Source organism: Ktedonobacterales bacterium, assembly GCA_036557285.1.
GTDB lineage: Bacteria > Chloroflexota > Ktedonobacteria > Ktedonobacterales > DATBGS01 > DATBHW01.
Genome location: DATBHW010000034.1, coordinates 61,352 through 85,860 on the forward strand (window position 1 = coordinate 61,352; position 24,509 = coordinate 85,860).

The 24,509-nt window shown below is 62.0% G+C and carries 22 protein-coding genes; 14 read left to right on the top strand and 8 right to left on the bottom strand.

Annotated elements, in window-relative coordinates; translation table 11 throughout:
* Window positions 1–279: 279 nt before the first annotated feature.
* The gene (locus VH599_10090; GenBank protein HEY7348652.1) at window positions 280–891 is read left to right on the top strand and encodes a hypothetical protein; all 612 of its coding nucleotides are present in this window, start codon (window positions 280–282) and stop codon (window positions 889–891) included.
* Window positions 892–916: 25 nt separating this feature from the next.
* Here the strand turns inward: VH599_10090 and VH599_10095 are convergent, their stop codons facing one another.
* The 3 genes from VH599_10095 to VH599_10105 all read right to left on the bottom strand — a co-directional run bounded on the left by VH599_10095 (window position 917) and on the right by VH599_10105 (window position 2,901).
* Window positions 917–1,372, bottom strand: coding sequence for a PaaI family thioesterase (locus VH599_10095; protein ID HEY7348653.1), 456 nt, complete (start codon window positions 1,370–1,372; stop codon window positions 917–919).
* A gap of 78 nt (window positions 1,373–1,450) precedes the next feature.
* Window positions 1,451–1,855 (bottom strand): GntR family transcriptional regulator, encoded by a 405-nt coding sequence (locus VH599_10100; protein HEY7348654.1) that lies wholly within the window; start codon window positions 1,853–1,855, stop codon window positions 1,451–1,453.
* Window positions 1,852–2,901 carry a hypothetical protein gene (locus VH599_10105; GenBank protein ID HEY7348655.1) on the bottom strand — a complete coding sequence of 350 codons (1,050 nt, stop codon included), beginning with the start codon at window positions 2,899–2,901 and terminating at the stop codon, window positions 1,852–1,854. The genes VH599_10100 and VH599_10105 overlap by 4 nt, the downstream gene beginning before the upstream one ends.
* Before the next feature lie 644 nt (window positions 2,902–3,545).
* Here VH599_10105 and VH599_10110 point away from each other — a divergent pair.
* The 4 genes from VH599_10110 (at window position 3,546) to VH599_10125 (ending at window position 9,539) form a co-directional block, all read left to right on the top strand.
* A complete protein-coding gene (locus tag VH599_10110) occupies window positions 3,546–5,750 on the top strand; it encodes a tetratricopeptide repeat protein (protein ID HEY7348656.1) in 2,205 nt (734 codons plus the stop codon).
* A 93-nt stretch (window positions 5,751–5,843) separates the two neighbouring features.
* Window positions 5,844–6,860: a zinc ribbon domain-containing protein gene (locus tag VH599_10115; protein HEY7348657.1), complete on the top strand. Its 1,017-nt coding sequence runs from the start codon at window positions 5,844–5,846 to the stop codon at window positions 6,858–6,860.
* A 271-nt stretch (window positions 6,861–7,131) separates the two neighbouring features.
* Entirely contained in the window at window positions 7,132–9,213 is a 2,082-nt protein-coding gene (locus VH599_10120) for a CHAT domain-containing protein (GenBank protein HEY7348658.1), read from the top strand.
* Between the two features lie 95 nt (window positions 9,214–9,308).
* Window positions 9,309–9,539, top strand: a complete 231-nt coding sequence (locus tag VH599_10125; protein HEY7348659.1) for a hypothetical protein — start codon at window positions 9,309–9,311, stop codon at window positions 9,537–9,539.
* A gap of 265 nt (window positions 9,540–9,804) precedes the next feature.
* Here the strand turns inward: VH599_10125 and VH599_10130 are convergent, their stop codons facing one another.
* Entirely contained in the window at window positions 9,805–12,363 is a 2,559-nt protein-coding gene (locus tag VH599_10130; protein HEY7348660.1) for a hypothetical protein, read from the bottom strand.
* A 264-nt stretch (window positions 12,364–12,627) separates the two neighbouring features.
* Here VH599_10130 and VH599_10135 point away from each other — a divergent pair, with 264 nt between their 5' ends.
* On the top strand, window positions 12,628–12,900 hold the full coding sequence (locus VH599_10135; GenBank protein HEY7348661.1) for a hypothetical protein: 273 nt from the start codon (window positions 12,628–12,630) through the stop codon (window positions 12,898–12,900).
* 61 nt (window positions 12,901–12,961) lie between these two features.
* Here the strand turns inward: VH599_10135 and VH599_10140 are convergent, their stop codons facing one another.
* Window positions 12,962–13,447, bottom strand: coding sequence for a YbaK/EbsC family protein (locus VH599_10140; GenBank protein ID HEY7348662.1), 486 nt, complete (start codon window positions 13,445–13,447; stop codon window positions 12,962–12,964).
* A gap of 171 nt (window positions 13,448–13,618) precedes the next feature.
* On the opposite strand from VH599_10140, the gene VH599_10145 reads away from it, so the two are divergent.
* Both VH599_10145 and VH599_10150 read left to right on the top strand, forming a co-directional pair.
* Entirely contained in the window at window positions 13,619–14,248 is a 630-nt protein-coding gene (locus VH599_10145) for an RNA polymerase sigma factor (protein ID HEY7348663.1), read from the top strand.
* Window positions 14,241–15,344, top strand: coding sequence for a zf-HC2 domain-containing protein (locus VH599_10150; protein ID HEY7348664.1), 1,104 nt, complete (start codon window positions 14,241–14,243; stop codon window positions 15,342–15,344). The genes VH599_10145 and VH599_10150 overlap by 8 nt, the downstream gene beginning before the upstream one ends.
* A gap of 79 nt (window positions 15,345–15,423) precedes the next feature.
* Here the strand turns inward: VH599_10150 and VH599_10155 are convergent, their stop codons facing one another.
* The gene (locus tag VH599_10155) at window positions 15,424–16,137 is read right to left on the bottom strand and encodes a phage antirepressor N-terminal domain-containing protein (GenBank protein HEY7348665.1); all 714 of its coding nucleotides are present in this window, start codon (window positions 16,135–16,137) and stop codon (window positions 15,424–15,426) included.
* A 472-nt stretch (window positions 16,138–16,609) separates the two neighbouring features.
* On the opposite strand from VH599_10155, the gene VH599_10160 reads away from it, so the two are divergent.
* From VH599_10160 to VH599_10180, 5 genes are all read left to right on the top strand, one after another.
* Complete coding sequence (locus VH599_10160) at window positions 16,610–16,753, top strand: hypothetical protein (GenBank protein ID HEY7348666.1); 144 nt, start codon at window positions 16,610–16,612, stop codon at window positions 16,751–16,753.
* A 309-nt stretch (window positions 16,754–17,062) separates the two neighbouring features.
* The gene (locus VH599_10165) at window positions 17,063–18,283 is read left to right on the top strand and encodes an aspartate aminotransferase family protein (protein ID HEY7348667.1); all 1,221 of its coding nucleotides are present in this window, start codon (window positions 17,063–17,065) and stop codon (window positions 18,281–18,283) included.
* Window positions 18,283–18,783, top strand: a complete 501-nt coding sequence (gene lepB / locus VH599_10170; protein HEY7348668.1) for a signal peptidase I — start codon at window positions 18,283–18,285, stop codon at window positions 18,781–18,783. Before VH599_10165 ends, lepB begins: the two co-directional genes overlap by 1 nt.
* A gap of 1,138 nt (window positions 18,784–19,921) precedes the next feature.
* Window positions 19,922–21,265 (top strand): serine/threonine-protein kinase, encoded by a 1,344-nt coding sequence (locus VH599_10175; protein HEY7348669.1) that lies wholly within the window; start codon window positions 19,922–19,924, stop codon window positions 21,263–21,265.
* A 97-nt stretch (window positions 21,266–21,362) separates the two neighbouring features.
* Window positions 21,363–21,857 carry a DinB family protein gene (locus VH599_10180; GenBank protein ID HEY7348670.1) on the top strand — a complete coding sequence of 165 codons (495 nt, stop codon included), beginning with the start codon at window positions 21,363–21,365 and terminating at the stop codon, window positions 21,855–21,857.
* Here the strand turns inward: VH599_10180 and VH599_10185 are convergent.
* Together VH599_10185 and VH599_10190 are read right to left on the bottom strand one after the other, a co-directional pair.
* Window positions 21,854–22,054 (bottom strand): hypothetical protein, encoded by a 201-nt coding sequence (locus VH599_10185; protein ID HEY7348671.1) that lies wholly within the window; start codon window positions 22,052–22,054, stop codon window positions 21,854–21,856. The two genes, VH599_10180 and VH599_10185, sit on opposite strands and share 4 nt — an antisense overlap.
* 27 nt (window positions 22,055–22,081) lie before the next feature.
* Window positions 22,082–22,846: a hypothetical protein gene (locus VH599_10190; protein ID HEY7348672.1), complete on the bottom strand. Its 765-nt coding sequence runs from the start codon at window positions 22,844–22,846 to the stop codon at window positions 22,082–22,084.
* A gap of 749 nt (window positions 22,847–23,595) precedes the next feature.
* Here VH599_10190 and VH599_10195 point away from each other — a divergent pair.
* Window positions 23,596–24,249, top strand: coding sequence for a phage antirepressor N-terminal domain-containing protein (locus VH599_10195; GenBank protein ID HEY7348673.1), 654 nt, complete (start codon window positions 23,596–23,598; stop codon window positions 24,247–24,249).
* Window positions 24,250–24,509: the final 260 nt, after the last annotated feature.

A 24,509-nucleotide genomic window follows, 5' to 3' on the forward strand; every position in this document is an offset into this window, starting at 1 on the left:
TCGCCTGGGTGCTCAGGAGATGGCCGCTGAGAGGGGGAAACTCTATCGGGTGATAGAATGCTCCCAGCCCCATGCCCGGCGTTGGTCAGGAGTGGGGTGAGTGGCGCTGCCAGCGATTGGTACTGGCGGCGCTACGTGGTATAGTTGAGTTGTCAAGGTGCGCGGCGCGGTTGGTTGGGAATGCTGAGTAGAGTATACCGGCTGATTGGGTAGAAGTCAAGGGTGAAGGCAGATAACAATACACAGTACGGATGGTCGGCAGCGAAAGGAAGGTGAGTTATGGCAAGTGATGCCCAGAAGACGAGCGCCCACATTATTATTCACAGCAGCGCGATTGCGGCGGCTACGTGGTCGGGAGCGTCGGCGATTTTGCCGGGGGTGTCGGTGGTGACGGATACGGCGGGGGGGACGATTATCACGGTGGCGATGGCTTTTGCGCTGGGCAATGTGTTCAATCGCAAGCTGGATGAGTCGGCGATTATGGGGTTTGTGACGCTGGTGATCGGGCGGGAGTTGGGGATGATTGTGCTGAAGGGGGTCTTTAGCTTTATCCCGCTGTTTGGTTCGCTGACGAACGCGACGATTACGTTCGGGCTGACGGAGGCTATCGGCTGGAGTCTGTTCCTGATTTTCGATGAGGGGAAAGACCTGGGGAAGCTGACGAAAGAGGAGATCGCGGTTTTTTTGCGGCGGGGCAAGAGCTATGCCGATGAGGTGAAGAAGTCGGGGGAGTTTGCGTGGATTGAGGAACTGCCGCCGCACGTGAAGGCGCAGTATGATTATCTGACGAAGAAGCTGGGGGATAAGAATCTTTCGCAGGAAGAGCGGCAGGCGACGCTGAAAGAGATTGAAGACCTGATCGCGCCGTATAATCCGAAGAACAAAAAGTGAGGGTGAACCGCTGGCCGGGCGGCGGCTATTCGGCGGCGTTGGGGCGGTCACGGACGGCCATCATGGTGGCGAGCATGGTGGCTATAAGCAATTCGTGGCCTTCCTGCACGGCAACGACCTCGCCAGAGCAGACGGTGATGGTGCGTCCGGGTCTGGTGACGCGGCCACGCGCGGCAAAGAACGCGCCCTGGGCGGGGGCGAGGAAGTTGACTTTGTACTCGACGGTCAGGACGCCCACGTCGGCAGGCATGAGGCTGAAGGCGGCGTAGCCACAGGCGCTGTCAACGATGGTGGTGATGATGCCCGCGTGGAGGAAGCCATTCTGCTGGGTGAGGTCGGGGCGAAAGGGCAGTTGTATCTCAATTTCGCCAGGCGCGACGTGGGTCATGGTCGCGCCCAGGGTGATCATGACCTGCTGGCGCGTGAAGCTGGTGCGCACGCGGGCCTCGAACCCGGCATCCTGGGGTATAAAGTGGCTCATCTGCTGCTCTTCCCTTCTCTAAGCTCTACGATATAATGTTGTGTTGCTTGCTGGTTCATGCTGCCCTACCTCACCGGCTTACCTGCGGCTGTCGAGGGGTGGAAAGGCGTTGAGGAGCCGATCAATCTCTGCATGAATCTGGACTGGGGTGACTCCCATCTGATGGGCGGTCACCAGCAGCTGTATGACCGCCTGCTCGAACTGCTGCGCTCGCACCTTGGCTACTTGCGTGGGCGAGGGGGAAGCGATGAACACGCCCCGCCGGGCCGTGGTAGTCACCCAGCCTTCGTTTTCCAGCTCGCTGTAGGCACGAACGACGGTATTGGGGGCCACGCCCAGGTCATGCGCCAACTGACGCACCGATGGCAGCATCGCCCCCGGCAGCAGGTGGCCGGTGGCGATTTGCAACCGAATCTGCGACCCGATTTGCTCATAGGGCGGGACGGAGCTGATGGGGTCGAGCACGAGGATAGGCGTACTCATGTGACGCGCATCTTCTGCCAGGGCCACCCACCAAGGCGGCCACCAATCCGGCCAGCACACACTGGAAGGACAAACCCCAAGGAGATGCTGACCCATGCCAAGAGGCTTACAACCTCAGCGAGGGGCAGATAGGGCTGGGGGCCACCCATCTGCCAGAAGTGCTGCTGCCAAAGACCAGCATCCAGCATCCCATCTTGATTCTCCCCCAAATAGCCTAGACTGATCAGCAGCGTCGCCTGCACCAGGCCAATGGAGAGCGCGCGGAGGAAATTGTCAGCGCGCTGGGCAGTCTGGGGGTCGGACGTGACCAGCAGCCGTGGAAGCCTGACGATGTACGCCATGAGGACTTCACCTCCCACCAGCAGGAGGAACATGGTCGCTGGGAGGATTCCCAGGATCCAGAAACTGGTGGGGAGCGGGAGGAACCTCCAGTGCCCGAGACGAATGGGAACCACTGGCCCAATATGGGGTCCAAGCACGCTGGTCTCGACGATCACCAGAGCGAGCAAGGCCAGCATGAGCCAGCGGAACGCACCTGAGCGATAATCAGCGAGCCGACGCGGCTGGAGGTCGCCATAGGTCACGCGCCTGGCGCTGCTGTTTCGGAGTTGCCAGAACCCATCCGCTAAGCCCACGCCACCACCAATCAAGAGGCTTAGGTAAGGGATCACGCCGCTCAACTGCCCTGAGGTCAGCGCGGTCAGGCTCACCAGGGTTCCCGCCGCCAGGGCAAGGATGCCAGCTCCAAAAAGCAGTAGGAGCATAACCAGCCCTAGTCCCAACAGGAACGATGAGAGAAGCAGATCAAAGCTCCGGGTAAACGCTTGCAAAACCTCCCACCCTGCGCCAGCAGGGCTGAGCGCCCCCCACTTCCCCAGCCGCCCCCACCAGAGCTGATCACTTGGTCGGGGCGGGCGAGGAAGCCGGGTGAAAGCCCGACGGCGCAGATGCCACCCCCAAAGCAGGAGAAAGAGCCCATCACCAAGCCAGGGAATGGTCAGGCAAGCCATCGTGGTTCCGACATCAAAAGTGATCGAATAGCTCATTGCCTGCCCTCTTTCTGTATCACGTATATAGTACAGCAGAACAGCAGCTTGTGTCAAGAGCCTGATACAGAAAGAGGGGGAAAGCTTGCTCCCTGGATGGTGACCATCTCAGGCGAGTGGCGGCTTTGACTGGAGCCGTGGTGGTCTGGTATCATGACCGCGAGGCATTCCCGCAGCTCTGCGTCCCTTTGACGCCCAGGCTCTCTGGAACACGCTGCGATTTCTAGGATTCAGAAGGAGTTTAGCAACCTGTGCAGAGATCAGTAAATTCTGGGGAAACGTTAGCGTTCGCAGCGCCACCTTCCAGGCAGCCAGCGTTGAGCCGCCAAGATGGCGGCGCTACAAGTGGCGCCCCTGATAGGCGGTGGAACTGTGGTGGGGGGTTCTGCCAAAAAGCGGGGGCCACCTGTAGCGCCGCCGTCCCGGCGGCCAGCGTTGGCCTGCCGATACGGTGGCCTGGAGGGCGAACGCTCGCCCTGGCGCAGCGTTGAGCCGCCAGGATGGCGGCGCTACAAGTGGCGCCCCCGATAGGCGGTGGAACTGTGGTGGGAGGGGCGATTGACGTGCTGGCGCTGTTCTGCTACACTGGCTTGTAGCTCAAGAAGGTGTGACCAGCAGGCCGCAAGCGGCGGGGGAGGCAGACGGTGCAATATCTGGATGTTGATCTGGAGATTGGCCCTGGCAGTGGACGCGAGTATCCGGTGGCGGTGCTGCGCTCACCGGCGGGCGAGGCGCGGGCGCTGATGCGTTTCCCGTTTGATGAACTGGCGCTGGAAAACTATTTGCTCAAGCTGCAAAATGTGCTGGTGCGTTCGGGGGGAGTGCGCCGCAAGGCGCTTTCGCCACAGGAGCAGGCGGTGCAGGAGTTTGGGCAGAAGCTCTTTGAGGCGCTGCTGAGCAACGATGTGCGCAGCTGCTATGATGTGAGCCGACGCGAGGCGGCCAGGCTGGGGATGGGGGTGCGGCTGCGGCTGCGCATTCAAGCGCCGGAACTGGCGGCGCTGCCCTGGGAATATTTGTATGATCCGCGCCAGGCCGATTACCTCTGTTTGTCGCGCCACACGCTGCTGGTGCGCTATCTGGAAGTTCCCCAACCGATTCAGCCGCTGTTGATCGAGCCGCCGCTGCGTATTCTGGCGATGATCGCCAGCCCCAGTGAGCTAGACCCGCTGGATGTGGAGCGCGAGCAGGAACGGATGCGCCGGGCGCTGCAAGACCTGGAGGCGGCTGGGCTGGTGAAGCTGGAGTGGCTGCCGGGGCAGACGTGGCGAGACATGCAGCGGGCGATGCGCGGCGGACCCTGGCATGTGTTCCATTTTATCGGGCATGGCGGCTTTGATCCGAACGCTGATGAGGGTGTGATCGCGCTGACAAACGAGGAGGGCAAGGCGCATCTGCTGCGGGCGACGGAACTGGGGCGGATGCTTGCCAATCACGAGGCGCTGCGGCTCGTGATTCTCAACGCCTGCGAGGGGGGGAAGGGGAGCCAGCGCGACATTTTTTCCAGCAGCGCGGCGACGCTGGCGCGGCGGGGCATTCCGGCGGTGCTGGCGATGCAAGAAGAGATTACAGACCGGGCGGCAATTGAGTGTACACGCGCGTTTTATGAAGCGTTGAGCGATGGGCTGCCGGTGGACGCGGCGGTTTCGGAGGCGCGCACGGCGATCAGTGTGGGGCTGACGAATACGCTGGAATGGGGGACGCCGGTGCTGTATATGCGCGCGCCTGATGGCATGCTCTTCAATCTGACAAGGCCGTCTGGCAGGCTCAAGCCCGCGCCGACGCCCGCGCCTCCTATCACGCCCACTACGCGCGAGGCTGCGCCAGCGGCGCTGGTTAGAGAAGACGACCCGGAAGCGACGCAGATTGGGCCGGGGCTGGTCTTGCCGGAGGAGCAGGAGCCGCAAAAAACGCTGGAGGAGTGGCTGGACCTGGGATACACGGCCTATGACGCGAGGAGGTATGAAGAGGCGCTGGCGGCGTATGAGCAGGCGATACAGCTTGATCCTGGTGATGCGGAACGCTATACCGAGAAAGGGGCGGCGCTCTACGCGCTCCGGCGCTATGGGGAAGCACTGGCAGCGTATGAGCGATCTCTTGAGCTAGACCCGAACGATCACACGGCGCACTATAAGAAAGGTCTCATTCTGAGAGAACTTGGGCGAGATAAAGAGGCGCTGGCGGCGTATGAAGAGGGCATTCGGGTCTATCCCGGGTTGTCCTGGCTGCACCATGCCAGGGGTGACGTTTTGCGGGAGATGCAGCGGTTTGATGAGGCACTGGCGGCCTATGAGCAGGCGATCAAGCTGGAGGAGGGGGGGAAGCCCGACCCTGACGACGCCGCGCTCTACTATAACAACAAGGGCTGTGTGCTGCTGGACCTGAAGCGGCCAGACGAGGCGCTGGCGGCGTATAACGAAGCGATCAGGCTGAAGCCTGACTATGGGGTCGCCTGGCGCAATACGGGGGATGTGCTGTATGAGTTGGAGCGGGCTGAGGAGGCGGTAGATGCCTATAAGAAGGCTATTGAGCTAGACCCCCAGGATGGCTACGCGCTTCAGGGGCTGGGTGATGTGCTGATGCAGTTGGGGCTTTTCGGGCAGGCGCTGGCGGCCTATGAGAGCGTGATTACGATCCAGCCGAAGGAGGGGCTGGCGTATAACAACAAGGGCGCGGCGCTGGAGGCGTTGGGAAGCTACGCGGCAGCGTTGCAGGCATATGAGCAGGCGATAGTCTGCAATCCAAAGGATGGGTTTGGCTGGCGCAACAAGGGCAACGCGCTCAGGCATCTGGGCAGAACGGCTGAGGCGCAGGAAGCGCATCGAAAAGCCAGGGAGCTTGGTTTGTGAAGGCGGATGCGCTAATTTGGCCGGGCCAATCGTCTTCTAATAACAGAATCTCTGATGGGCATGCGGTGGAGAGCACGCGGGAGGGAGGGACGCATGCGGCGCTGTGCCTTTTGCCAGGGGGAGTTGGACCCTGCCACGCTGATCTGTCGAGCATGCGGGCGGGTGCAGCCGCCCACAGACGACGATATTACGCTGACGCCAGCGCCAGGGGAGAAGGGGGCGCTGACGCGGCGCTGCCCGCATTGCAACGAACGTCTTCCGGCTTCGGCGCGCTTTTGCGGGCGCTGCGGCCAGCCAATTGTCCCGCTGGCGGGGGAAGCGCCAGGGAAGGCGCTTCACGATACGAGCGCGCCGCCGGAGATCGCTCAACGCGATCCGGCCATCACTTCTGTACTGGAACAACCCGCCAGGCTGGCTGATATGCCCACAAAGCTGACCAGGCAGGGGGGAGATGCGCGCCTCCGCAGCGGGGTGGCGCACGGGCTGCGCTATCGCCTGCTGCGGCGAGCGCAGGCCAGAGTTGTGGAACCAGCGCCGCCGCCAACAGGGGTTTTTGCGCCGCCGCCAGTGCGGAGGAGGGGTGGGATGCAGGGCAGAATCGCGGTGGCGGCGCTGGTGGCGCTGCTGGTGGTTGGGGGGGCGGTGGGAACTCAGACAAGTTTGTTTACGGGGCCGGGCCATTCTGGCGGCGCCGTAGCAACTGCTACAGCTACGTCGGCTGCTTTGGCGACCCCTACTGCTACTGCTACGCCCTCTTCAGGCGTTTTTCGGGTGTCGCCAGCCAGTTTTTCGCAGATATGCGCTGGCGCTGCTGCGCTTTCTCCGCTGCAAGTGACGCTGGACAACCGCTCAGGCGGGGCTTCAGCGACCTGGCAGGCGGCGATTACGCAGACTGATCCAAAGGGGCATATCTGGGCAACAGCGAGTCCGGCGAGGGGAACTGTGCCTGCGGGGCAAACGGCGAATGTGACGATCAGGCCGATCAGTACGCTGTGCCAGGATATGCAAGGCTCAGCCGGAGCGATTACGTATACAGTTTCGGTGAAGTATTCCGAGTCCGGGCAGACTGGCAGCCTGGCTGTGACGGATACGGTGACGCCTCCAGGTTGAGAGGCAGGCGGTTGATGAAGTTTTACACATGAGGTGGGACACGTCGGCGTGCGGAGGCTCCCTGGCGGCATAGACGCGGGGGTTGCGACGAGGGCGAGCGTGCGCGCGGGCGCAGCGGTGAGCCGCCAAGATGGCGGCGCTACAAGTGGCGTGCGCCTGGAAGGGCGGCGGTAGCAATAGAGCGGCGCTACAAGTGGCGTGCGCCTGGAAGGGCGGCGGTAGCAATAGAGCGGCGCTACAAGTGGCGTGCGCCTGGAAGGGCGGCGGTGGCATGGGAGGGCGGCATGCGCGCGGGCGCGGCGGTGGCCGCCTGGAAGGCGGCGCTACAAGTGGCCTCCCCGCCCGTACAGGCGTAGCGGTGGCCGCCTGGAAGGGCGGCGGTACAGGCAGGTTGATCGGCCAGGAGGCTGCAAACGGCAAGGGGAGGCAGGCGGTGCAATATCTAGATTTTGAGCTGGCAATTGGCCCAGGCAGGGGGCTGAGTTATCCGGTGGCGCTGCTGCGCTCGCCAGCGGGCGAGGGGCGCGGAACGCTGAGTTTTCCTTTCGATGAGGCGGCGCTGCGGGATCGCTTGAAGGATTTGCAGATTGCGCTGCTGCGCTCTGGTGGGCCGCAGCGGCGGCGCATCTCTTCGCCAGAGGAAGCGGCGGTGCAGGATTTCGGGCAGCGTTTGTTCGAGGCGCTTTTTAGCGGCGATCTGCGTTCGCGCTACGACAGCAGCCTGAAGGCGGCGAGTCTGCGGGGGGCGGGTCTGCGGGTGAAGCTGCACGTTCAGGCGCCGGAACTGGCGGCGCTGCCGTGGGAATATCTGTATGATGGGCGGCAGGGAGAGTACCTGTGTCTGTCGCGCAGCACGCCGCTGGTGCGCACGCTGGATACGCTGCTGCCTGTGCAGCGGTTCAGGGTGCAGCCGCCGCTGCGTATCCTGGGGATGATCGCCAGCCCCGGCAATCTGGACCCGCTGGATATTGGCCGCGAGCAGAGGCGCATGCAGGCGGCGCTTCAGCCGCTGGAGGCGCGCGGGCTGGTGCGGCTGAAGTGGCTGGAGGGGCAGACGTGGCGCGATCTGCAACGGGCGATGCTGGGCGGTCCCTGGCATATTTTTCATTTCAGCGGGCATGGGGGCTTCGACGCTCGTATTGATGAGGGGATGCTGGCGCTGGCAAATGAGCAGGGGCAGGCGCATTTGCTGCGGGCGACGGAGGTGGGGCGGCTGCTGGCCGACCATGCTTCGCTGCGGCTGGTGGTTCTGAACGCCTGCGAGGGCGCGCGGGGCGGCAAGCGCGATATTTTCTCCAGTACGGCGGCGATGCTGGCGCGGCGGGGGATTCCGGCGGTGGTGGCAATGCAGGAAGAGATTACGGATCAGGCGGCTATCGAACTGACGCGCACGCTGTACGATACGCTGGCGGCGGGCAAGCCGGTGGATGAGGCGCTGACGGTGGCGCGCACGGCGATTAGCCTGAGCATTCAGAATACGCTGGAATGGGGGACGCCGGTTTTGTATCTGCGTTCGCCGGATGGGATGCTGTTCGATCTGCCGCCGCAGCAAACGACGACGCAGTTTCCGCCCTTTATTGCTCCACAGGCTGAGCCGGGACGGGCGCCTGTTCAGATGCCGCCCGGCGGGCAGCCAGGGGTATTGGCGCCGCCGAAGCCAACACAGCGCAAGGGCCGGGCGCGGCGCGTGGCCGCCGGGACGATGGGGACGCTGCGGGTGCTTGGGGGGGAAGGCGTTGGGCTGATCATTGGGGCTTCGCTGACAGGAGGAGAGTCCCTGGCCGCAGGCGTTGCAGGGGCGGTGCTGGGTGGGGCGAGCGGGTTTGGCCTTGCTGTTCTGGAAGAGAAGGCCAGGCAAGGGGCATCGCCCCTGGCAAGCACGATGATGCAGGTGACACGGGCTATCTTCGCGGCTACGCTGGGGTTGCTGTTGGGGCTGGCGTTTTTCGGCAAGAGTGGTGTCGGACCTGCAACACTGGCCGGAGCGAACGGGGCGCTGCTGTGCGGCGCGCTTTCCATTGGCCTGGGCTGGGTAGAAAAGCGCGCCAGGAGCGCCAGGCGGCAGGGGCCGCTCAACTTCGTTCGCACGATCCGCGCGTTTGTTAAGGGGGGCATCGGGTTGCTTGGGGGGGTAGCGCCTGGCCTCACCATTGGCTTTATCTGGCTGGCAAGCCGTTCCCCCACGAGATCATCAAGCTCGCAGTCTACAGATTTTGGGCAGGCGATTGGGCAGGCGATTGGCGAGATTATTGGGGATATAGTGGGCGTTTTGATTCTGACGGTGCTGGCGATGGTGATCGGGTTGGTTGTGGGGCTGATTGCGGGGGCGATTACCGAATTTGCGTCGGAGTGAGAGATAGGGTCAATCCTGACCACTGGCGGCGTCACACGATGCCATTTCATGCGGTATACTTGAATGGAGTAGCATACACAGGGAGGAGGAAAACTATGACTGAAGCTCTCAGGCAGATCATGGAAGAGATACAGCAGCTTGACCCTGCGCTACAGGATGAGGTAGCTGTACGGATTAAAGATATTCTCAAGGAGCTTGAGGAAGAGCGCGAGTGGGAGGCAATGGTTAGCACTCCAGAATCTCAGGCGCTGCTGGCAAAGCTGAAGGCAAGGGCGCAAGAGCAGGTCGCAGCAGGCAACATCTATGACCTGGATGAGATTCCTTGAAATCCAGTATCACCGAGGATTTCCTAAAACTTTTTCGTGTACTGCCTGCTGACGCCCAGCGTCAGACTCGCGCTGCCTATCGGCTTTTCAAAGAGAATCCTCGCCACAGCAGCCTACGAATCAAACGTATTAGTCCCTCTGACCCCAGCCTCTACTCTGCACGCATCGGAAACCACTACCGCGCGGTAGGCTTTCTGGAGGGCGATACAATGAACTGGTTTTGGGTAGGTACTCACCAGGAGTATAACAAACTCACCAACCGACTCTAAAGGGCACCGCCTGCCAATTGCTCCTCGATGTCGTCGTAGAGTTGGATGGCTGCTTCGTGGTAGGTGGGGGCGGTGTCGGGGCTGAAGACGGAGAGCGCCTCGATGATGGCGTCCTGTGCTCTGCTGAACGTCTGGCGTTTGACTTTATGCGTGCCTTTGAGGACGAGGGCGCGAGCGAAGTAGACCTGGGCCAGATTGAGGTGTGTACCCGCCCATTCTACGGGGAGATAGGTTCGCGTATAGACGGTGAGCGCGGCTTGATGCGCGGAGGCGGCCTGGCTGAGCAGGGTGAGCCGCGCGCTTCCCTGGGCGAGTTCGGCCTGGTCGCTGAGGGCGTTGCCGAGGTTGTTCTGGGTCATGGCCCAGGCTTCGGGGGTGTCCTGGCGGGTGGAGACTTTGAGGGCCAGGCGATAGGCAGCGACGGCCTGCGCCAGCAGGGCGGCTCTTTCGGTGTCGTCGGCGCATTCGGCCTGATGGCGGCAGACGTTGCCGAGGTTGCTCTGCGCGCTGGCCCAGCCCCTCGGCGTGCCTGCGGGGGTGTAGACTTCCAAGGCGGCTTCATGGGCGGCGCGGGCTTCGCACAAGAGGGCGGCGCGGGCTTCGCCTTCGGCCAGTTCGGCCTGCTGCATGAGGGCGATACCAAGATTGTTCTGGACGCGCGCCCAGTTGGCGCGAGGCGCTTCCTGGGTATATATCGTTTGCGCGGCGCGATAGGCGGCTATTGCCTGGCAGAGCAGCGCGGCGCGGGCCTGGCCTTCGGCGATATGGGCCTGTTCGGTCAACGCCACGCCGAGATCTTCCTGTGTGCGGGCTGCGGCATCCCAGGTCATGGAACGCTGATAGAGGGTGTGCGCATCCGACAACGCTTCGACGGCCTGGGCGTGGAGGGTCAGGCGCTCATCCCCTTCGGTGAGCGTGGCTTGCTGGCTGAGCGCCGCGCCAAGGTGCTGCTGGGTCATGGCACAGTAGAGAGGGATGTTCTCCCACTGGCCGACGCGCAGAGATAGACGATAGGCGGTCACGGCCTGCGCCAATAGTACGCCGCGCTCCGCTGGCTGGGCTGCCTGGGCCTGATGCCAGTGGGTCAGCGCGAGATGGCTCTGGGTGATGGCCCAGGCGGCGTGGGCGCTTTGCTGGCGGTAGGCGTGCAGGGCGGCGCGAAAGCAGGCTTCGGCATGCTGCTTGTTGAGGAGGGCGCTGCCGATGCGCCGCTCCAGAAAGGCGAGGCCCAGGTTCCTGAGAGCTTCGGCGTCGTGATGTTGTGTCAGGCTCTTTTCGAGTTCGCGCCAGCCATCGCTGATGTCGTTGCCCAGGGGGGCGTAGTCGGGTACGGCTTCATCGAGGTAGACATCGGCGACGGGGGCCAGGGTAGAGCCTTTGCCGGAGGGGGCAGGCTCCAGGTAGATGAAGCCCGCGCGCACGAGGGCATTGCGGGCGCGCCGCCACTCGCGCGGCTCCAGGCGGAAGACATCCTCTACGGTTGCGCGCAGGCGCGATTCAGGATAGCTGTAGACGCCAGCGGAGCGCAGGAGCTTCATGGCGCGCAAGATACGCTGAGCGTTTTTGGAGAGCGCGGGGTAGCGTTCAGAGGCCATGCGGGCGGCCTCCAGTATGACCGAACCAGGGGCGCCGTTGAATTGGTCGGTGCGCAGCTTGATGCCGTGATATTGGAGGGCGGCGGCGTGCCAGGCTATCTCATTTTCGCCAATTTCTGCCGGACGAATGGGTACGAGGTGCGCCAGCAAGGGGCTAAGATGTGTGGCGGCTCGCCTGGCTTCTTCGCCATCGCGGCAGGTGGCGACGACCACAAACGGTACGCCAGCCGCGCGCAGACGGCGGGGCAGGTCGTTCAGGGTGGGGGCGAGGCTGAGGTGAGCGTATTTTGCCAGGTCATCGAGCCAGAAGATGACGCGCTCACCGCGCAGGGAGGCGACATCAAAAGGGAGCGGGCCTTCGTAGGGCCAGCGCACCAGCGTCCAGTCGGCGAGTTCGGCCTGCATGGCCTCCCAGGAGAGGCGGGTTTTGCCCATCATGGCCGGACCCAGGACACAGATACCAAAGGGTTCCTGGTCGCTGGTCCGGCGAGCGGCGGCGCGCAAGGCTTCGCGGGCTTCGGCGTCGGCGACACGATAGAGATAGAACTGCTGGAGATAGCCTGGGATGACCTGCGCGGCGCGGGCAGCCAGGGTTTCGATGCGGCGGGGGCGATAGGGCGAGCCTGGCTGCTGGGCGCGATGCGCCAGGTATGCGGTGGGGGTGAGCAGGGCGATCAGCCCCAGGACCGAGGCGAGCAGCCAGGGCTGAGCGAGGGCAAGCTGAATGATCGCTAGCTGCGGCGTGCCACGCTGGCCTGCGGTGAGGAGGAGGGTGACAAAACTGGACGCCAGCCAGCTTGAGAGCAGGGTGAGCCAGAACCAGAGGAGGGGTCGCCAGAGTCTGGCGAGCAGACTGGCAAGCGGGGATGGCGTGGGGCCGCGCCAATCGCTCAGGCGTGATCCTGCGCGATTGGTCAAAGCAAGCGGTGATCCGGGCGACTGAAGGGAGGATTGGAGCATGTCAGGAAAAACCCTTCTCTATGCAAGACCCCACATCCACACAAAACGTCTCACCCACCTCTTGAGTGTATAGCCTGTGCGATGGCAAGCCGTCAATCTCTATCAGCAAAGACAGTACCAATATGCTAGTGGTGGGGGCCGAGAGATATGCAGCGTTCAAGGCGAAAGCCAGCGATGATGTTGGCGCAGCGGTGCGCCGCCAGGGACGGCGGCGGTACAGGCTCCCCGCCCAGGTAAGCGCGGCGTTCCGTTCAGAGGAACGGCGTGCGCGCTGGCGCAGCGGTGGGCCGCCTGGAAGGCGGCGCTACAAGTGGCGTGCGCCTGGAAGGGCGGCCACCGCTGCGCCTGGGCGAGCGTGCGCCCTCCAGTGCGAACGACGCCAGCAGGCCAGCGTCCAGCCGCCGAGACGGCGGCGCTACAGGCAAGGGGCCGCCGTCCCTGGCGGCCACTGGTACCGCTGCCTTCCAGGCGGCTCATCGTCGGGCTACCGGAACGCTCGCCTTCCAGGGCAGACGTTCGCCCAGGCGCAGCGGCTAGCCGCCAGGGACGGCGGCGCTACAGGCGGCTGGCCGCCGTCTCTGGCGGGGGTATGAGCAGGCTAGCGGAGGGCTTCCTGAGCGGGGTGGGCAAACTCGGCCAGGGTGGGGTTGACCAGCCGCTCGAAGTCGGTGTATTTGAGGCGCATGGTTTCGGTGTGTGTGCCAAGGGGGAAGACGATGGTGTCGTCTTCGGCCAGGCGCTTTTCGACGTAGACAGGCAGGTTATACAGGTTGCCGAAGGGGGGCATGGCGCCGACCTCGCAATCGGGGAAGGCCGCGCCGAGTTCTATTTCATCGGCCAGACGGACGTTGCTGGCCCCCAGGGACTGGCTGAGGTGGGCGAAATTGACGCGGTAGGGGGCGGGCAAGGCCAGCATGATCATCTTGTTATCGGCGAAGACGATGACGACTTTGGCGACGAGTTTCCCAGGGATATGCTCGGTGGCAGCGACATCCTGAGCGGTGAAGACTCTTGGGTGCTGCTGCACCTGGAAGGGAACCTGCTGCTTGTGGAGGTAGTCCTCCAGCCTTTCTTTGCATTGCATGGCGCATCTCCTTGTCGCTTGACCAACTGCTACCCGCTGGTCTTGCAGGAAGTGGGCCAGGGCTGGCGCTAGCCCTTTGGCGTCTCTGTTCTGCACGCGGGTGCTGCCAGAATGCAGCGGCCTCCTTCGTCTCTATGACAGAGAAGAAAGAAGCCTGACGAGGAGCCGCTGATGTCGCGCTCGGCGCAAGACCCAATGTCACCGGAGGCCAACAGATTGCCCACGGACAGCGAACTGGTCGCGCAGGCGCGCCGGGGAGACTCGCGGGCCTTTGACGAGTTGTGCCAACGCTATTACGAGCGCATCGGGCTGTTTCTGGTTCGGATGGTGGGCAACGATGAGGTGAGCCACGAACTGACCCAGGAGACGTTTCTGAAAGCCTGGCAGGGGTTGTCAGGCTTGCGCGATGACGCGCGCTTTCTGAGCTGGCTCTATCGCATCGCCACGAATATGGCGCGTGACTTTCAGCGCCGCGCGCGGCTCATCCACTGGCTGCCCTGGGAGGAGTACGCGGCGCGCGGGGGGACGGAGACGATGAGCAAAGCTGGACCGGAGCAGCAGGTGGAGGAGTCTGAACTGCTCAAGCAAGCACTGGCGCGTGTTTCGGTGATGTATCGGGCATGCCTGATCTTATACGTGGTGGAAGACCTGCCACAGCCGCAGATTGCCGAGCGATTGGGCATCAAGGCGTCCTCAGTGAGCAACTATGTGAGTCGTGGGCTGGCGGAACTGCGCCAGACGTATCTGCGGCTGGCAGCCGAGCAAGAGCATCCCACAAGAAAGGGCAAGAGCCATGACTAACCTGTTACCTTGTATGGAGTGGGCGGAAAAGCTTGCCCTGAAGCCAGCAGACCTTGCGCCAGAGGAATACGCGGCGCTGAAGACGCACCTTGCTGCATGCCCCGGCTGCGCGGCCACGTATGCCGATTATCGGATGCTGATGACGCGCCTGCGCGCGCTGCCGCGCCCGGCGCTGCCGCCGCTGGCCCCGCTGGCGGCTGACATTGCGACAGGGCCAGAGGTTCAGGGAGAGGCCGATGGCGTTTACGATGGCGCAGGCAGCCAACTGCGCTCGCTGCCAGAAGCCACGAGCGCGCGGGCGCCAGGGCCGCTGGCGCCCGCCAGGCGGAGAATCTGGCCCCAGGGGCTGAGCGCCATCGCGGCGGCGCTGCTGCTGACGGCGCTGGTTGGCTCGCTGGTGGCTGTGTTACTGAATCGGGGCCAGGGAAGCACATTTACACTTCGATCTGGCTGGGCAGAGATCGCGGTGTTCAGCGGGGTAGGGAGCAAGACATTTACTACGCCAGACCTCACTCTCCCCTATCTGTGGGGAACCTCCTTTACCTGTACAGGAAGCGACAGCGTGAGAATCCTCGCTGTCGGGCAACTATCCGGTGATTTTGGTGGAGGGCCATGTACATCTGATTCTAGCGCGCTGCTTTCCCCGCAAGATGTCCACTTTGATTTTTTGACCTTTCAGATCGTTACCCTCCAGGTAATCGCCAGCAGCGATACGCACTGGGCGCTGCAAGTGGCGCAAGCCGTGATACAGCCTACCAAGCCAGGCCCAGAATGGCTTGAAGGCATCGGCGATGCTGGCAGAGGTAACGTCGAAGCTTATGGCGTGCCAATATTCCTGGATGGTACTGGGCAGCCGCTTGAGGCGAAAACATGGGGGATCGTGTTTGGCTGTTTTGGGCCAGGCCGCAGTTCCATTCAGTTTGAGCCTGACATTGGAACGATCAGCATGCCCCCATGCGATGGGCGGGCAAAGCTCATCAAAATACAGTATCCTTCAGCCACTCATATAGAATCATATAAACTGCGCGCCACTGGCGATATACTCTGGTATGCCCTGATCGTGGGCTGCGCGGATGAGCAGAAGTGTGGGGCATAGCCACCTGTAGCGCCGCCAGGGACGGCAGCGGTACACGCGCCCCGCAAGGGACGGCGACGGGACGGGGCGGGTTGCTATGCTAGCGCAGACTGTCGAACCAGGTGAGGACGGCAGGCCAGGCGCTATCGGGCAGGTCGGAAATGTCCTCCACCTCGAAGTGGTCGGCCAGCCCGGCCAGCGTTTCACCGATGGGCAGGCCCTGGCTGGCGCGTAGCTGGCGCGCCAGTAGATAGAGATGCGCCAGGCGCTGCGGAGAGAAGGCGATCATGGCGTGCCGTGCTGGCCCGCCTTCCAGCGTGGTGACGCGCTCTTCGAGGTCTTGGTGTTCAGTTGCTAGTCTGATGAAGCTCTCGGTAAGCAGTGAAAACCCTTCTCTAATCTGGTTCACGACACCTGGAGGTGGTTCAGAGGCAGGGGCAGATGGGGCAGCCTTACGGCTGGTAAAGGCGTTCTCTATAAGCAGGACAACTTTTTGTTGCACGAAACGTATCAATGCTCGCTTTGAAGCGGGAAGACGTTTGAGTTGTATCCCAGCTAGCCAGATAGTAATGCACCAGCCTGGCAGTACGTCAGCCTCTTGGGGTCCGCCAGTGGTATCTAAGGTGATCGTATGAAGGGCTTCCATGAGGCTGGGAGTGCGGCGAATGCGTTGATATTGTCCAGGGTAATCGAGCGAAAGAGCCAGGCAGATAGAGCGCACTGTTGCCCCCCTGCTTCCATCGGGCAATTGGACTGCCTGCATGGGATAAATACATCCAGGGAGTGATACCTGGGCTAGCAAAATGTCAGACATGGTTTGCTCCTTCCAGTATGCTATCAACGACTTCCAACGAAAGGGGTTGGTGTTATACCAACCCCTTTGCTAAAGGGGTTGGTATAACACCAACCCCTTTGGCAAAGGGGCCTGCGTTATGCAACCCCCTTTGCACTCTCTGCGAGTTTCCCAGTGATCTCGCGCAGGCGGCGTTGGAAGCGCAACGGCCATCCCCCTGATACGCGGGCCAGGCGATAGGCTGTTCGCCTGGGTGGTCAGGAGATGGCCGCTGAGAGGGTAAACTCTATCGAGTGATAGAATGCTCCCAGCCCCATGCCCTGCCTTTGTTCAGGAGTGGGGTGAGTGGCGCTGCCAGTCAATCGTGCTGGCGGCGCTACGTCGGTTCGTTGAGTTGTGAAGGTGCGCGGCGCGGTTGGTTGGGGATGCTGAGTAGAGTATACCGGCTGATTGCGCAGAAGTCAAGCCTGGTGAAGAAGTGGTTCCGCCACACATGCGGTGTTGGCAGGCGAGACGTGTTACTTGCAGCGCCGTTGTCTCTTCCCGAAGGGGCGGCGGGCGCGCGGGCGCGGCGGTGAGCCGCCTGGAAGGCGGCGCTACAAGTGGCGTGCGCCTGGAAGGGCGGCGTCTGTGGTAAGGCAGCGGTTGCGCCGCCAGGAAGGGACGCGCGAGCGAGGCGCAGCCGAGCGAGCATGGCCGCGCCCAGCAGTGGCCCGCGACCGAGCGCAGCGAGGGAGAATGCGGGAACCTGGTTCCCGCAAGGGCCGCTCCCCAAAGGGGCGGTCAAGCGGCTCTGGCGAAGCCCTTCCCGAAGAGAGGCGGCGCTACAAGTGGCCGCCGGGGCGGGTTGCGGGTGGAGCGCCAGCAGGTGTACAATGGGCTGAGAGAGATGGGCGACAACGGCGCCGCCGCTTCTCTATGTTGTGCAGAAAGAGAAAGATGTGTTATGGCAACACCCACGAAACCACAGACGGAGCAGCGCGATTGGTTTGCGCTGGAAAAGCAGTATTATCAGGGGACGTTTACGCGCCAGCCGGTGGCTTTTGTGCGCGGCGAGGGCGCGCGCGTCTGGGACGCCGACGGACGCTCCTATCTTGATTTTGTGGCGGGCATCGCGGTGAATATCCTGGGCCACTGTCACCCGGCGGTGGTCAACGCGGTGTGCGACCAGGCGAAACAATTGATTCATGTCTCGAACCTGTATGTGAATACGCGCCAGGTGGAACTGGCGGAACTGCTGTATCACAAGAGCGGCGGGATGCGGGCGTTCTTTTCTAACAGCGGCGCGGAGGCCAACGAGGGGGCGATCAAGCTGGCGCGTAAGTTTGGGCGGCTGCATCGCAACGGGGCGTATGAGATCATCAGCATGAACCGCAGCTTTCACGGGCGCACGCTGGCGACGACTTCGGCGACGGGGCAGGCGAAATATCAGGAGACGTGGGTTCCGCTGGCGGATGGCTTCAAGCAGGTTGATTTCAACGATCTGGATGCGCTGAAGGCGGCGACGAGCGCGAAGACGGTTGGGGTGCTGATCGAGCCGGTGCAGGGCGAGGGCGGCATTTTCCCCGCCGATACGGGCTATCTGCAAGGGGTGCGCGCGTGGTGCGACGAGCAGAATCTGGTGATGATTGCCGATGAGGTGCAGGCGGGGATGGGCCGAACGGGCAAGTTCTTTAGCTGGGAGCATTACGGCATTCAGCCCGATATTGTGACGATGGCAAAGGGCCTGGCGGGCGGCGTGCCGATTGGAGCGATGCTGGCCGCGCCGCGAGCCGATCTGTTTGGGCCGGGGGATCACGGCACGACGTTTGGGGGGAATCCGCTGGCGAGCGCGGCGGGGGTGGCGACGATTCGGGCCATTGATGAGTTTCATCTGGTGGAGAATGCGGCGGCGCAGGGTGACTATCTGAAGGGCAGGCTGCTGGCGCTCAAGGAAACCTATCCCTTTATCACGGAGGTGCGGGCGATTGGCCTGATGAACGCGCTGGACGTGCAGGGCGATCTGGCTCCGGCCATTGTGAAGGCTGCTCTGGAGCGTGGCCTGCTGCTCAATAACGTTGGAAACACGACGCTCCGCATGATTCCGCCGCTGATCCTGAGCCGCGCTGAGATTGACGAGGGGCTTGGTCTGCTGGATGGGGTGCTGAGAGAGGTCAGCAAGGTCTGATGAGCGGGCGTCATAGGTTCATCGTCTGCCTGCTTGTTTTGCTGGCGCTGAGCGCGCTGGGGGGGTGCAATCTGACTGGCCCGGCGGCGTGCCAGAGCTTTACGATCCCGAACGCTGCGATGGAGCCGACGTATAACGAGGGGCAGCTTGTGGTGATTGATACGCAGGCGTATGCTTCGGCCAAACCAAAGCGCGGCCAGATTGTGATTGCGCAGGAGCCGCCCAACAGCGGCCAGCAGGAGGCGCTGCGCGTCATTGGCCTGCCCGGCGAGACGGTGCGGCTGAGCGAGACGCAGACGTTCATTAACGGGACGCTGCTCACCGAGCCGTTTGTGCTGCATCGCGGCACGCAGCAGCCGCAGGAAGTGACGCTGGCAGCCGATCAGTATTTTCTGATGGGCGATAACCGCCCGGAAAGCCGGGACTCGCGGGACTTCGGGCCGACGCCTCTGAAGGCGATTGCGGCTGAAGTCGGGACGAACGTGTGTCCGAATAATTAGGGAGGCTTCTATTCTGTCGCCCGCTTCTCTGGCCGCAGCGCCTGGAAGCGGGCGAGTGTTATTACAGGCAGGCGAGGAGGCAGCAGGCGGGTTGCGTTTTCTCCACCGAAAAGGGCGAAATCTCAACCGAAAAGCAAGCTAATTGTGGATAACTTTGTGGATAACCCCTACAGATTGTGGATAAGGGAGTTTTGACCACAAGATATTGAGTCCCTGGATGATTGCCACTGGTCTTACTGCTGAGTTTGGGTGCGCGGCAGGTTTTACTGTTCGTTTGTGTGGATAACTTTGGGGATAAGTGTGTGGAGAAAATGTGGATAACTTGGATAACTCTGCTCATTACTGCCTGCCTGTGTGGATATGTGGATAACTTTCAACATTCACCGGTTGTTTGTGTGGATAACTTTGGGGATAAGTGTGTGGAGAAAATGTGGATAACTTGGATAACTCTGCTCATTACTGCCTGCCTGTGTGGATATGTGGATAACTTTTCGCATGCCTGGACGGTTGTGTGGATAACTTTGGGGATAAGTGTGTGGAGAAAATGTGGATAACTCGATGTGGTGTGGATAACTTTGGCTTTCGCCGTTTGCTTGTGTGGATATGTGGATAACTTTTTTTGGTCTTACGGCTGAGTGTTGGTAACTTTGGGGATAACCTGGGGATAAAGTGGCAGTTTATCCCCAATGGGGTTGAGAAATTGTGGATAACTTTTGCAGGGGATGTGAGTGGGAGTACAGTTATCCACAGGTTTATCCACAGATTTTGGGGCTGGTTGGGGATAACTTTGGAGGTATCCACCAGCTTGCTCGTAAGCTATCAAGGCAGGCTGAAGGCGGGTCGCCTAAATTGGGGAGTGATCCAATTACAAAGTTATCCCCATTATCCACAGCCCTACTACTACTATGTATTTATATAGTTATATAAATTACTATAATAGAAGAAGCAGCAAGCAAAAAGAAAAATCTATCAAGTGGGATGGGGGGCTTTCCAGCAGGTCTATAATGGAAGTGGGGAGTGATGACCCGATTCGACCAGGCGGCCATCGGCATGTTATACTTGCGGCGACGAATACTGGTTTTGCTGCATGGGCAGGAACGTTGGTGTTCTCGAAGGAGAGCGCCGGGAGGAGGCTTCTATGGCGGGACTGGAGGGGCAGATATTGGGTGGCTGCCGGATTATCAAGCGCCTGGGGGCAGGCGGGATGGGTCAGGTGTATCTGGGGGAGCAGGTGCGGCTGGGGCGCGAGGTTGCTGTGAAGGTGGTGCGCCCGCCGCGCGGCGGCTCGTCTGAGGATGGGAACGCGCCGATGCTGGCAGATGCGCCGGAGCGTTTTAAGCTGGAGGCGCGGGCGATTGCGGCGCTGGAGCATCCGAATATTTTGCAGGTGCATGAGTTCGGTATTGAGAATGAACTGATGTATCTGGTGATGCCGCTGATGCCCGATGGGTCGCTTTTCGATGCGATGCGGCCTGGCGGCTCGAAACGCCGGTTGCATTTGCCGCTGACGCCGACGCAGGCGGCTCCGTTAATTTTCCAGGCGGCTTCGGCGCTGCAATATGCCCACCAGCACAATATTATTCACCGCGATGTGAAGCCGGAGAACTTTCTGGTGCGGGTGGGCCGCGATGGGATGCTGGAGTTGTTTCTGGCGGATTTTGGGCTGGTGAAGGAGTATAATCCAGAGTCCAATACGAATACGCTGGCGGTGGGTACCGCCGATTACGTGGCGCCGGAGCAGATCGAGGGGCATCCGGTCCCTGCGAGCGATCAATACGCGCTGGGGGTGATGGCGTATGAGATGCTGGCAGGTCGGCTGCCGTTTACGGGCGCGGTGGCGGAGGTGGCGCTGAATCATTTGCACGATGAGCCGCCGCCGCCGAGGCGTTTCAATCCGGCGATTCCGGTGGAGATCGAGCAGGTGATTTTGCGGGCGATGCGCAAGAAGGCGCAGGACCGCTGGCCGTCGGTGATGGAGTTTGCTCGCGCGTACAGCGAGGTGCTGAAGAAGTTGGAGCAGCGCAAGCAAGGGGATAAGCATATTGAGGATGAGCCGACGGTGCATCTGCCGCCGGTTGCGCTGCCGCATCAGGGCAAGCCGCCTGCGGATTATGAGACGCAGGTAACGCCGCTGCCTCCGACGCCTGCCCAGCCGTCGCGGGCGGCGCAGCAGCAGAAGCCAACACCCCAGACGAGGCCCGTTCAGAGCTATCCGTCACAGTCATATAGTCCGGCGAATCCACCGCCCGGGCCATATGCTCCGCCCGCCGGAGGGCAGCCCTGGGGGCCGCCTGGGCCTGCGAACACGCCTGCGGGCGCTGCGCCGGGCTGGGGGAATGCTCAGGCTGCTTACCAGCAGGGCAAAGCGGGGTCTGGGAAGCGCGGGTCGCCGCTGCTGCGGGTGTTTCTGGTGATCCTGGGGATTGTGATTGTGTTTGGGGTTGTTGCGGCGGTGGCGGTGGCGATCAATCTTGGGAAGTGATAGGCTGAGGGCGATGTTTTTTTTCCTGAGAGCGCCGCGTATAGCTGCCTGGCAGCATGCCAGCCCTGCGGCGCGCCACACAAGGAGATATGATTGCATGGCTGAAGACAACTTCACGCTCACGACCTTCTACACCTCCTGGAAAGCGTACCAGGATCACATCAAAGGCGCGCTCGCGCCGCTCACCGCCGAGCAGCTTGAGCTGCGCGCCGCGCCTCACCTGCGCTCCATCGGCGAGAATGCTCTGCACATTATCGGCTGCCGCGCGGGCTGGTTCACCTATACCCTGGGCGAAGACTTTGGCGCCGACGTGAAGGAGTACGCGAGTTGGGAAGTTCCCGAAGCGCCCGCCCGAACGCCCGCCGAGATAGTGCAGGCTCTCGACCGCACCTGGCAGGGCATGGCCGATTGCCTGGCCCGCTGGAGTCCCGACGATATGCGACAAACCTTCCCCGACGACTGGGACGGCAGACCAGTCCACCTGGCGCGCGCCTGGGTCGTCTGGCATGTGATGGAGCATGACCTGCATCACGGCGGCGAGCTTTCGTTCACGCTGGGCATACACGGCATCCCGGCGGATTTCCCCGGCTAGCGCCGGTAGAAGACGCGACAGGCCAGGCGAGCATGGCTGCGCCCGGCGCGGTCAAGCGGCTCTGGCGAAGCGTTTCCCGTAGGGACGGCGGCGGTAGAGGCGGCGTTCGCCTGGAAGGGCGGCGTTGATGACAGCGCAGCGTTGCGCCGCCAGGGACGGCGGCGGTACAGGCGGCAGAGGGCGCAGATACTCTTCATCTGCGCCCTCTGTTATTGTGTGGCTGGCTAGTTTTCGGATGGGGTGTCTGCGGGGTCGCTGGGACGGCTGACGGGGCGGGCGGCGTCAAGGGCGGCCAGCACGCGGTTGATGTCGCCAGCAACGTCGGCAAGGAGTCCGGGCAGCCATTCTTCGGGGTGCGGCTCGGCGGGCAGGCTGTCGTCGTCGTCGTCGCGGCGGCGGCGACGACGCTGGCCGGGCGAGGGGCTGTGGCCGTTGAGGGCTTCGTCTTCCTGGAGGTCGCGCAGGCCAGCCATGCCTTCGGGGTGCCAGAGGGGGATTTCGACGCGCTGTTGCAGGGTGAGCGCCTCGGCTTGCAGGCCGCCATCGCCAAGAACGAGGGCGACGCTGGGGCGGGTTTCGGTGGCGCGGCTGCTGTGTTCGCTGGCGCGCAGTTTGAGCGTGCGGATGAGCTGCTGCATGTTGACATCGGTGAGTGGGACGGCGGTGATATTGAGGTTATAGGCGAGTTCGAGCGCCAGCGGCGGAACTTCATCGGTATGCAGATGGGGGCAGGTGTCATCTGGCTCGTGGAAGAAATCACAGATGCCTACGGCGCCCTCCAGGCTCAAGACGGTATCGAGGGGACTCCAGGTGAAGGAGATGGTGACGGTGCTGCGATTTTCGGCTTCTTCGCAGGTGCCGGTGTGGCAGGTGCAGGCGAACTCGCGCTCCAGGGTGGTGTTGTTGGTCCAATGCTCTGGATGGGTTGCCAGTCCGACATTTTCCATTGCCCGCAGAAACAGTTGTGTCACGTCTTCATACGTTACCATAGCTGCTGCTCCTTCTGTCGTGGGCGAAGAGGCGCTCCCCTGGAGGTCTTTTCGCCCATTCTCTATGATACTGAGGGTGGGCCAGAATGTCAAACGCTGGCTCGAACAGGGGAACAGTTGAAACTGCTCCTCAGCCCGCGAGCGCGGCGCTGACGCTGGCCGCCGAGTCCCTGGCGTGGGTGACGTTGCGTTGCTTTGAGGCTTGACAGGAGGGGCGGCAGCCAGGTATGCTGTGGTGAGTATTCGGAGGCTATCGAGCGGCGCACATTGACAATGCAATCTTGACGATGCGACGACGCCAGTAATGGACTGGCGTCGTCGCTGACCCCATGCCTGGAAAAGCCAGAGATGGGGCTGGAGGCATTCTATCATCCGGGTGATGGGAGTCTTTCAGCGGCCATCTCCTGACAGGCCAGCGCGGTCAGGGGGTGGCCGTTTGGTTTGGGGAGGTGTCCATAAGGAATATGACTGCTCCTTCAGGTAGAAGGTGAGGGCGGACACATGAGTTATTCACAAATGTTTGTGCTATTTGTGGATAACTTTGCCTGGGAAGCGCGGGTTATCCACAAAATACTTGTGGATAACCCTTATCTGGGGATAACTTTGTGGGCTGTTGTCTGCCTTCGGCGGCCTGTTGGCGCAAAGGGGTAGCTATTATAACTACCTCTGGGAAAGGAGGGGTCATAATGGCCCTTCCTTAGTCAAGGAGGGGCCATTATGACCCCTCCTGTTAGTGAGAGGAATGTATCATGGCTGAGGCGCTCAATGTTCGCACTGTGTTTGTCTCTCCGACCCTGCCTCCACTTCAAGGAGTACAACTATCTGACGGCCAGATCGGGGCCACACTGCGGTCTTTATGTAGTGCTTTGCAGTTGAACCCCAATAGTCAACGGAAACGAATAGCGCGCACATCTAGCCTAAGAGTCGCTCTGGCATCAGTCACCCTGGCGACTGCTGGCGGATTGCAAGAGATGGATGTGCTACTCGCGTGGGTTATTCCTCTCTGGGTGGTTGGCATTCAGGCCAACCGTCTGGATACGGTCAGGCGCGCCCGCGTTCTCATTATCCAGACACAGGCTGTGCAAGCATTGTATCGCGCCTTCTGGGATGTGGCTCGGCCAGTGGAGGAGGCGATAGAGTCTGAGGGTGTCTCTGGGGATGGTCCAGGGGATAGATTGGAGGCTCGGCTGGCGGCCATCGAGGCGGCGGTGCGCGATCTGGCTGGAGAAGTGGCAGGGCTGACTGGTCGGGTCAAGGCAAACGAGCGGGTGCTGGCGGCGACTATCGAGCGTGTGCTTTGGCTGCAACAGTATGTGATGCAGCGCGGCATCCGGCAGGGACGGAAACAGCCTGGACGCGCTCGGCGTGGCAGGCCCCGACGCAGTGACCCTGGCAAACTATGACGCCTTCAGTTTCAGGGAAAGGGGGTTGTTATAATAACAATCCCTTTGCCAAACATGAGTCATCCCTAATTTTCTCTGCTGTGTTGTTTTGCTGGCAGGATGCGCGAAGGCCGCCTGTGTAGCGCCGCCGTCCCGGCGGCCAAACGTTGGCACGTGGAAACGCTGAACGTGCAGCCCTGGTCGCCAGTGAGGCGTTCAGCCGCCGGGACGGCGGCGCTCCGCTCGGTCCGGTGCGGCTTTCCGCCAGCGAAGCCACCAGC

Coding starts and splice junctions, on each gene's coding strand:
- VH599_10115 (HEY7348657.1), top strand. CDS start 5,844: ATGCGGCGCTGTGCCTTTTGCCAGGGGGAGTTGGACCCTGCCACGCTG.
- VH599_10095 (HEY7348653.1), bottom strand. CDS start 1,372: ATGAGCCACTTTATACCCCAGGATGCCGGGTTCGAGGCCCGCGTGCGC.
- VH599_10175 (HEY7348669.1), top strand. CDS start 19,922: ATGGCGGGACTGGAGGGGCAGATATTGGGTGGCTGCCGGATTATCAAG.
- VH599_10155 (HEY7348665.1), bottom strand. CDS start 16,137: ATGTCTGACATTTTGCTAGCCCAGGTATCACTCCCTGGATGTATTTAT.
- VH599_10125 (HEY7348659.1), top strand. CDS start 9,309: ATGACTGAAGCTCTCAGGCAGATCATGGAAGAGATACAGCAGCTTGAC.
- VH599_10145 (HEY7348663.1), top strand. CDS start 13,619: ATGTCGCGCTCGGCGCAAGACCCAATGTCACCGGAGGCCAACAGATTG.
- VH599_10140 (HEY7348662.1), bottom strand. CDS start 13,447: ATGCAATGCAAAGAAAGGCTGGAGGACTACCTCCACAAGCAGCAGGTT.
- VH599_10165 (HEY7348667.1), top strand. CDS start 17,063: ATGGCAACACCCACGAAACCACAGACGGAGCAGCGCGATTGGTTTGCG.
- VH599_10100 (HEY7348654.1), bottom strand. CDS start 1,855: ATGAGTACGCCTATCCTCGTGCTCGACCCCATCAGCTCCGTCCCGCCC.
- VH599_10185 (HEY7348671.1), bottom strand. CDS start 22,054: ATGAAGAGTATCTGCGCCCTCTGCCGCCTGTACCGCCGCCGTCCCTGG.
- VH599_10105 (HEY7348655.1), bottom strand. CDS start 2,901: ATGAGCTATTCGATCACTTTTGATGTCGGAACCACGATGGCTTGCCTG.
- VH599_10150 (HEY7348664.1), top strand. CDS start 14,241: ATGACTAACCTGTTACCTTGTATGGAGTGGGCGGAAAAGCTTGCCCTG.
- VH599_10160 (HEY7348666.1), top strand. CDS start 16,610: ATGCGGTGTTGGCAGGCGAGACGTGTTACTTGCAGCGCCGTTGTCTCT.
- VH599_10130 (HEY7348660.1), bottom strand. CDS start 12,363: ATGCTCCAATCCTCCCTTCAGTCGCCCGGATCACCGCTTGCTTTGACC.
- lepB (HEY7348668.1), top strand. CDS start 18,283: ATGAGCGGGCGTCATAGGTTCATCGTCTGCCTGCTTGTTTTGCTGGCG.
- VH599_10190 (HEY7348672.1), bottom strand. CDS start 22,846: ATGGTAACGTATGAAGACGTGACACAACTGTTTCTGCGGGCAATGGAA.
- VH599_10090 (HEY7348652.1), top strand. CDS start 280: ATGGCAAGTGATGCCCAGAAGACGAGCGCCCACATTATTATTCACAGC.
- VH599_10180 (HEY7348670.1), top strand. CDS start 21,363: ATGGCTGAAGACAACTTCACGCTCACGACCTTCTACACCTCCTGGAAA.
- VH599_10120 (HEY7348658.1), top strand. CDS start 7,132: ATGGGAGGGCGGCATGCGCGCGGGCGCGGCGGTGGCCGCCTGGAAGGC.
- VH599_10195 (HEY7348673.1), top strand. CDS start 23,596: ATGGCTGAGGCGCTCAATGTTCGCACTGTGTTTGTCTCTCCGACCCTG.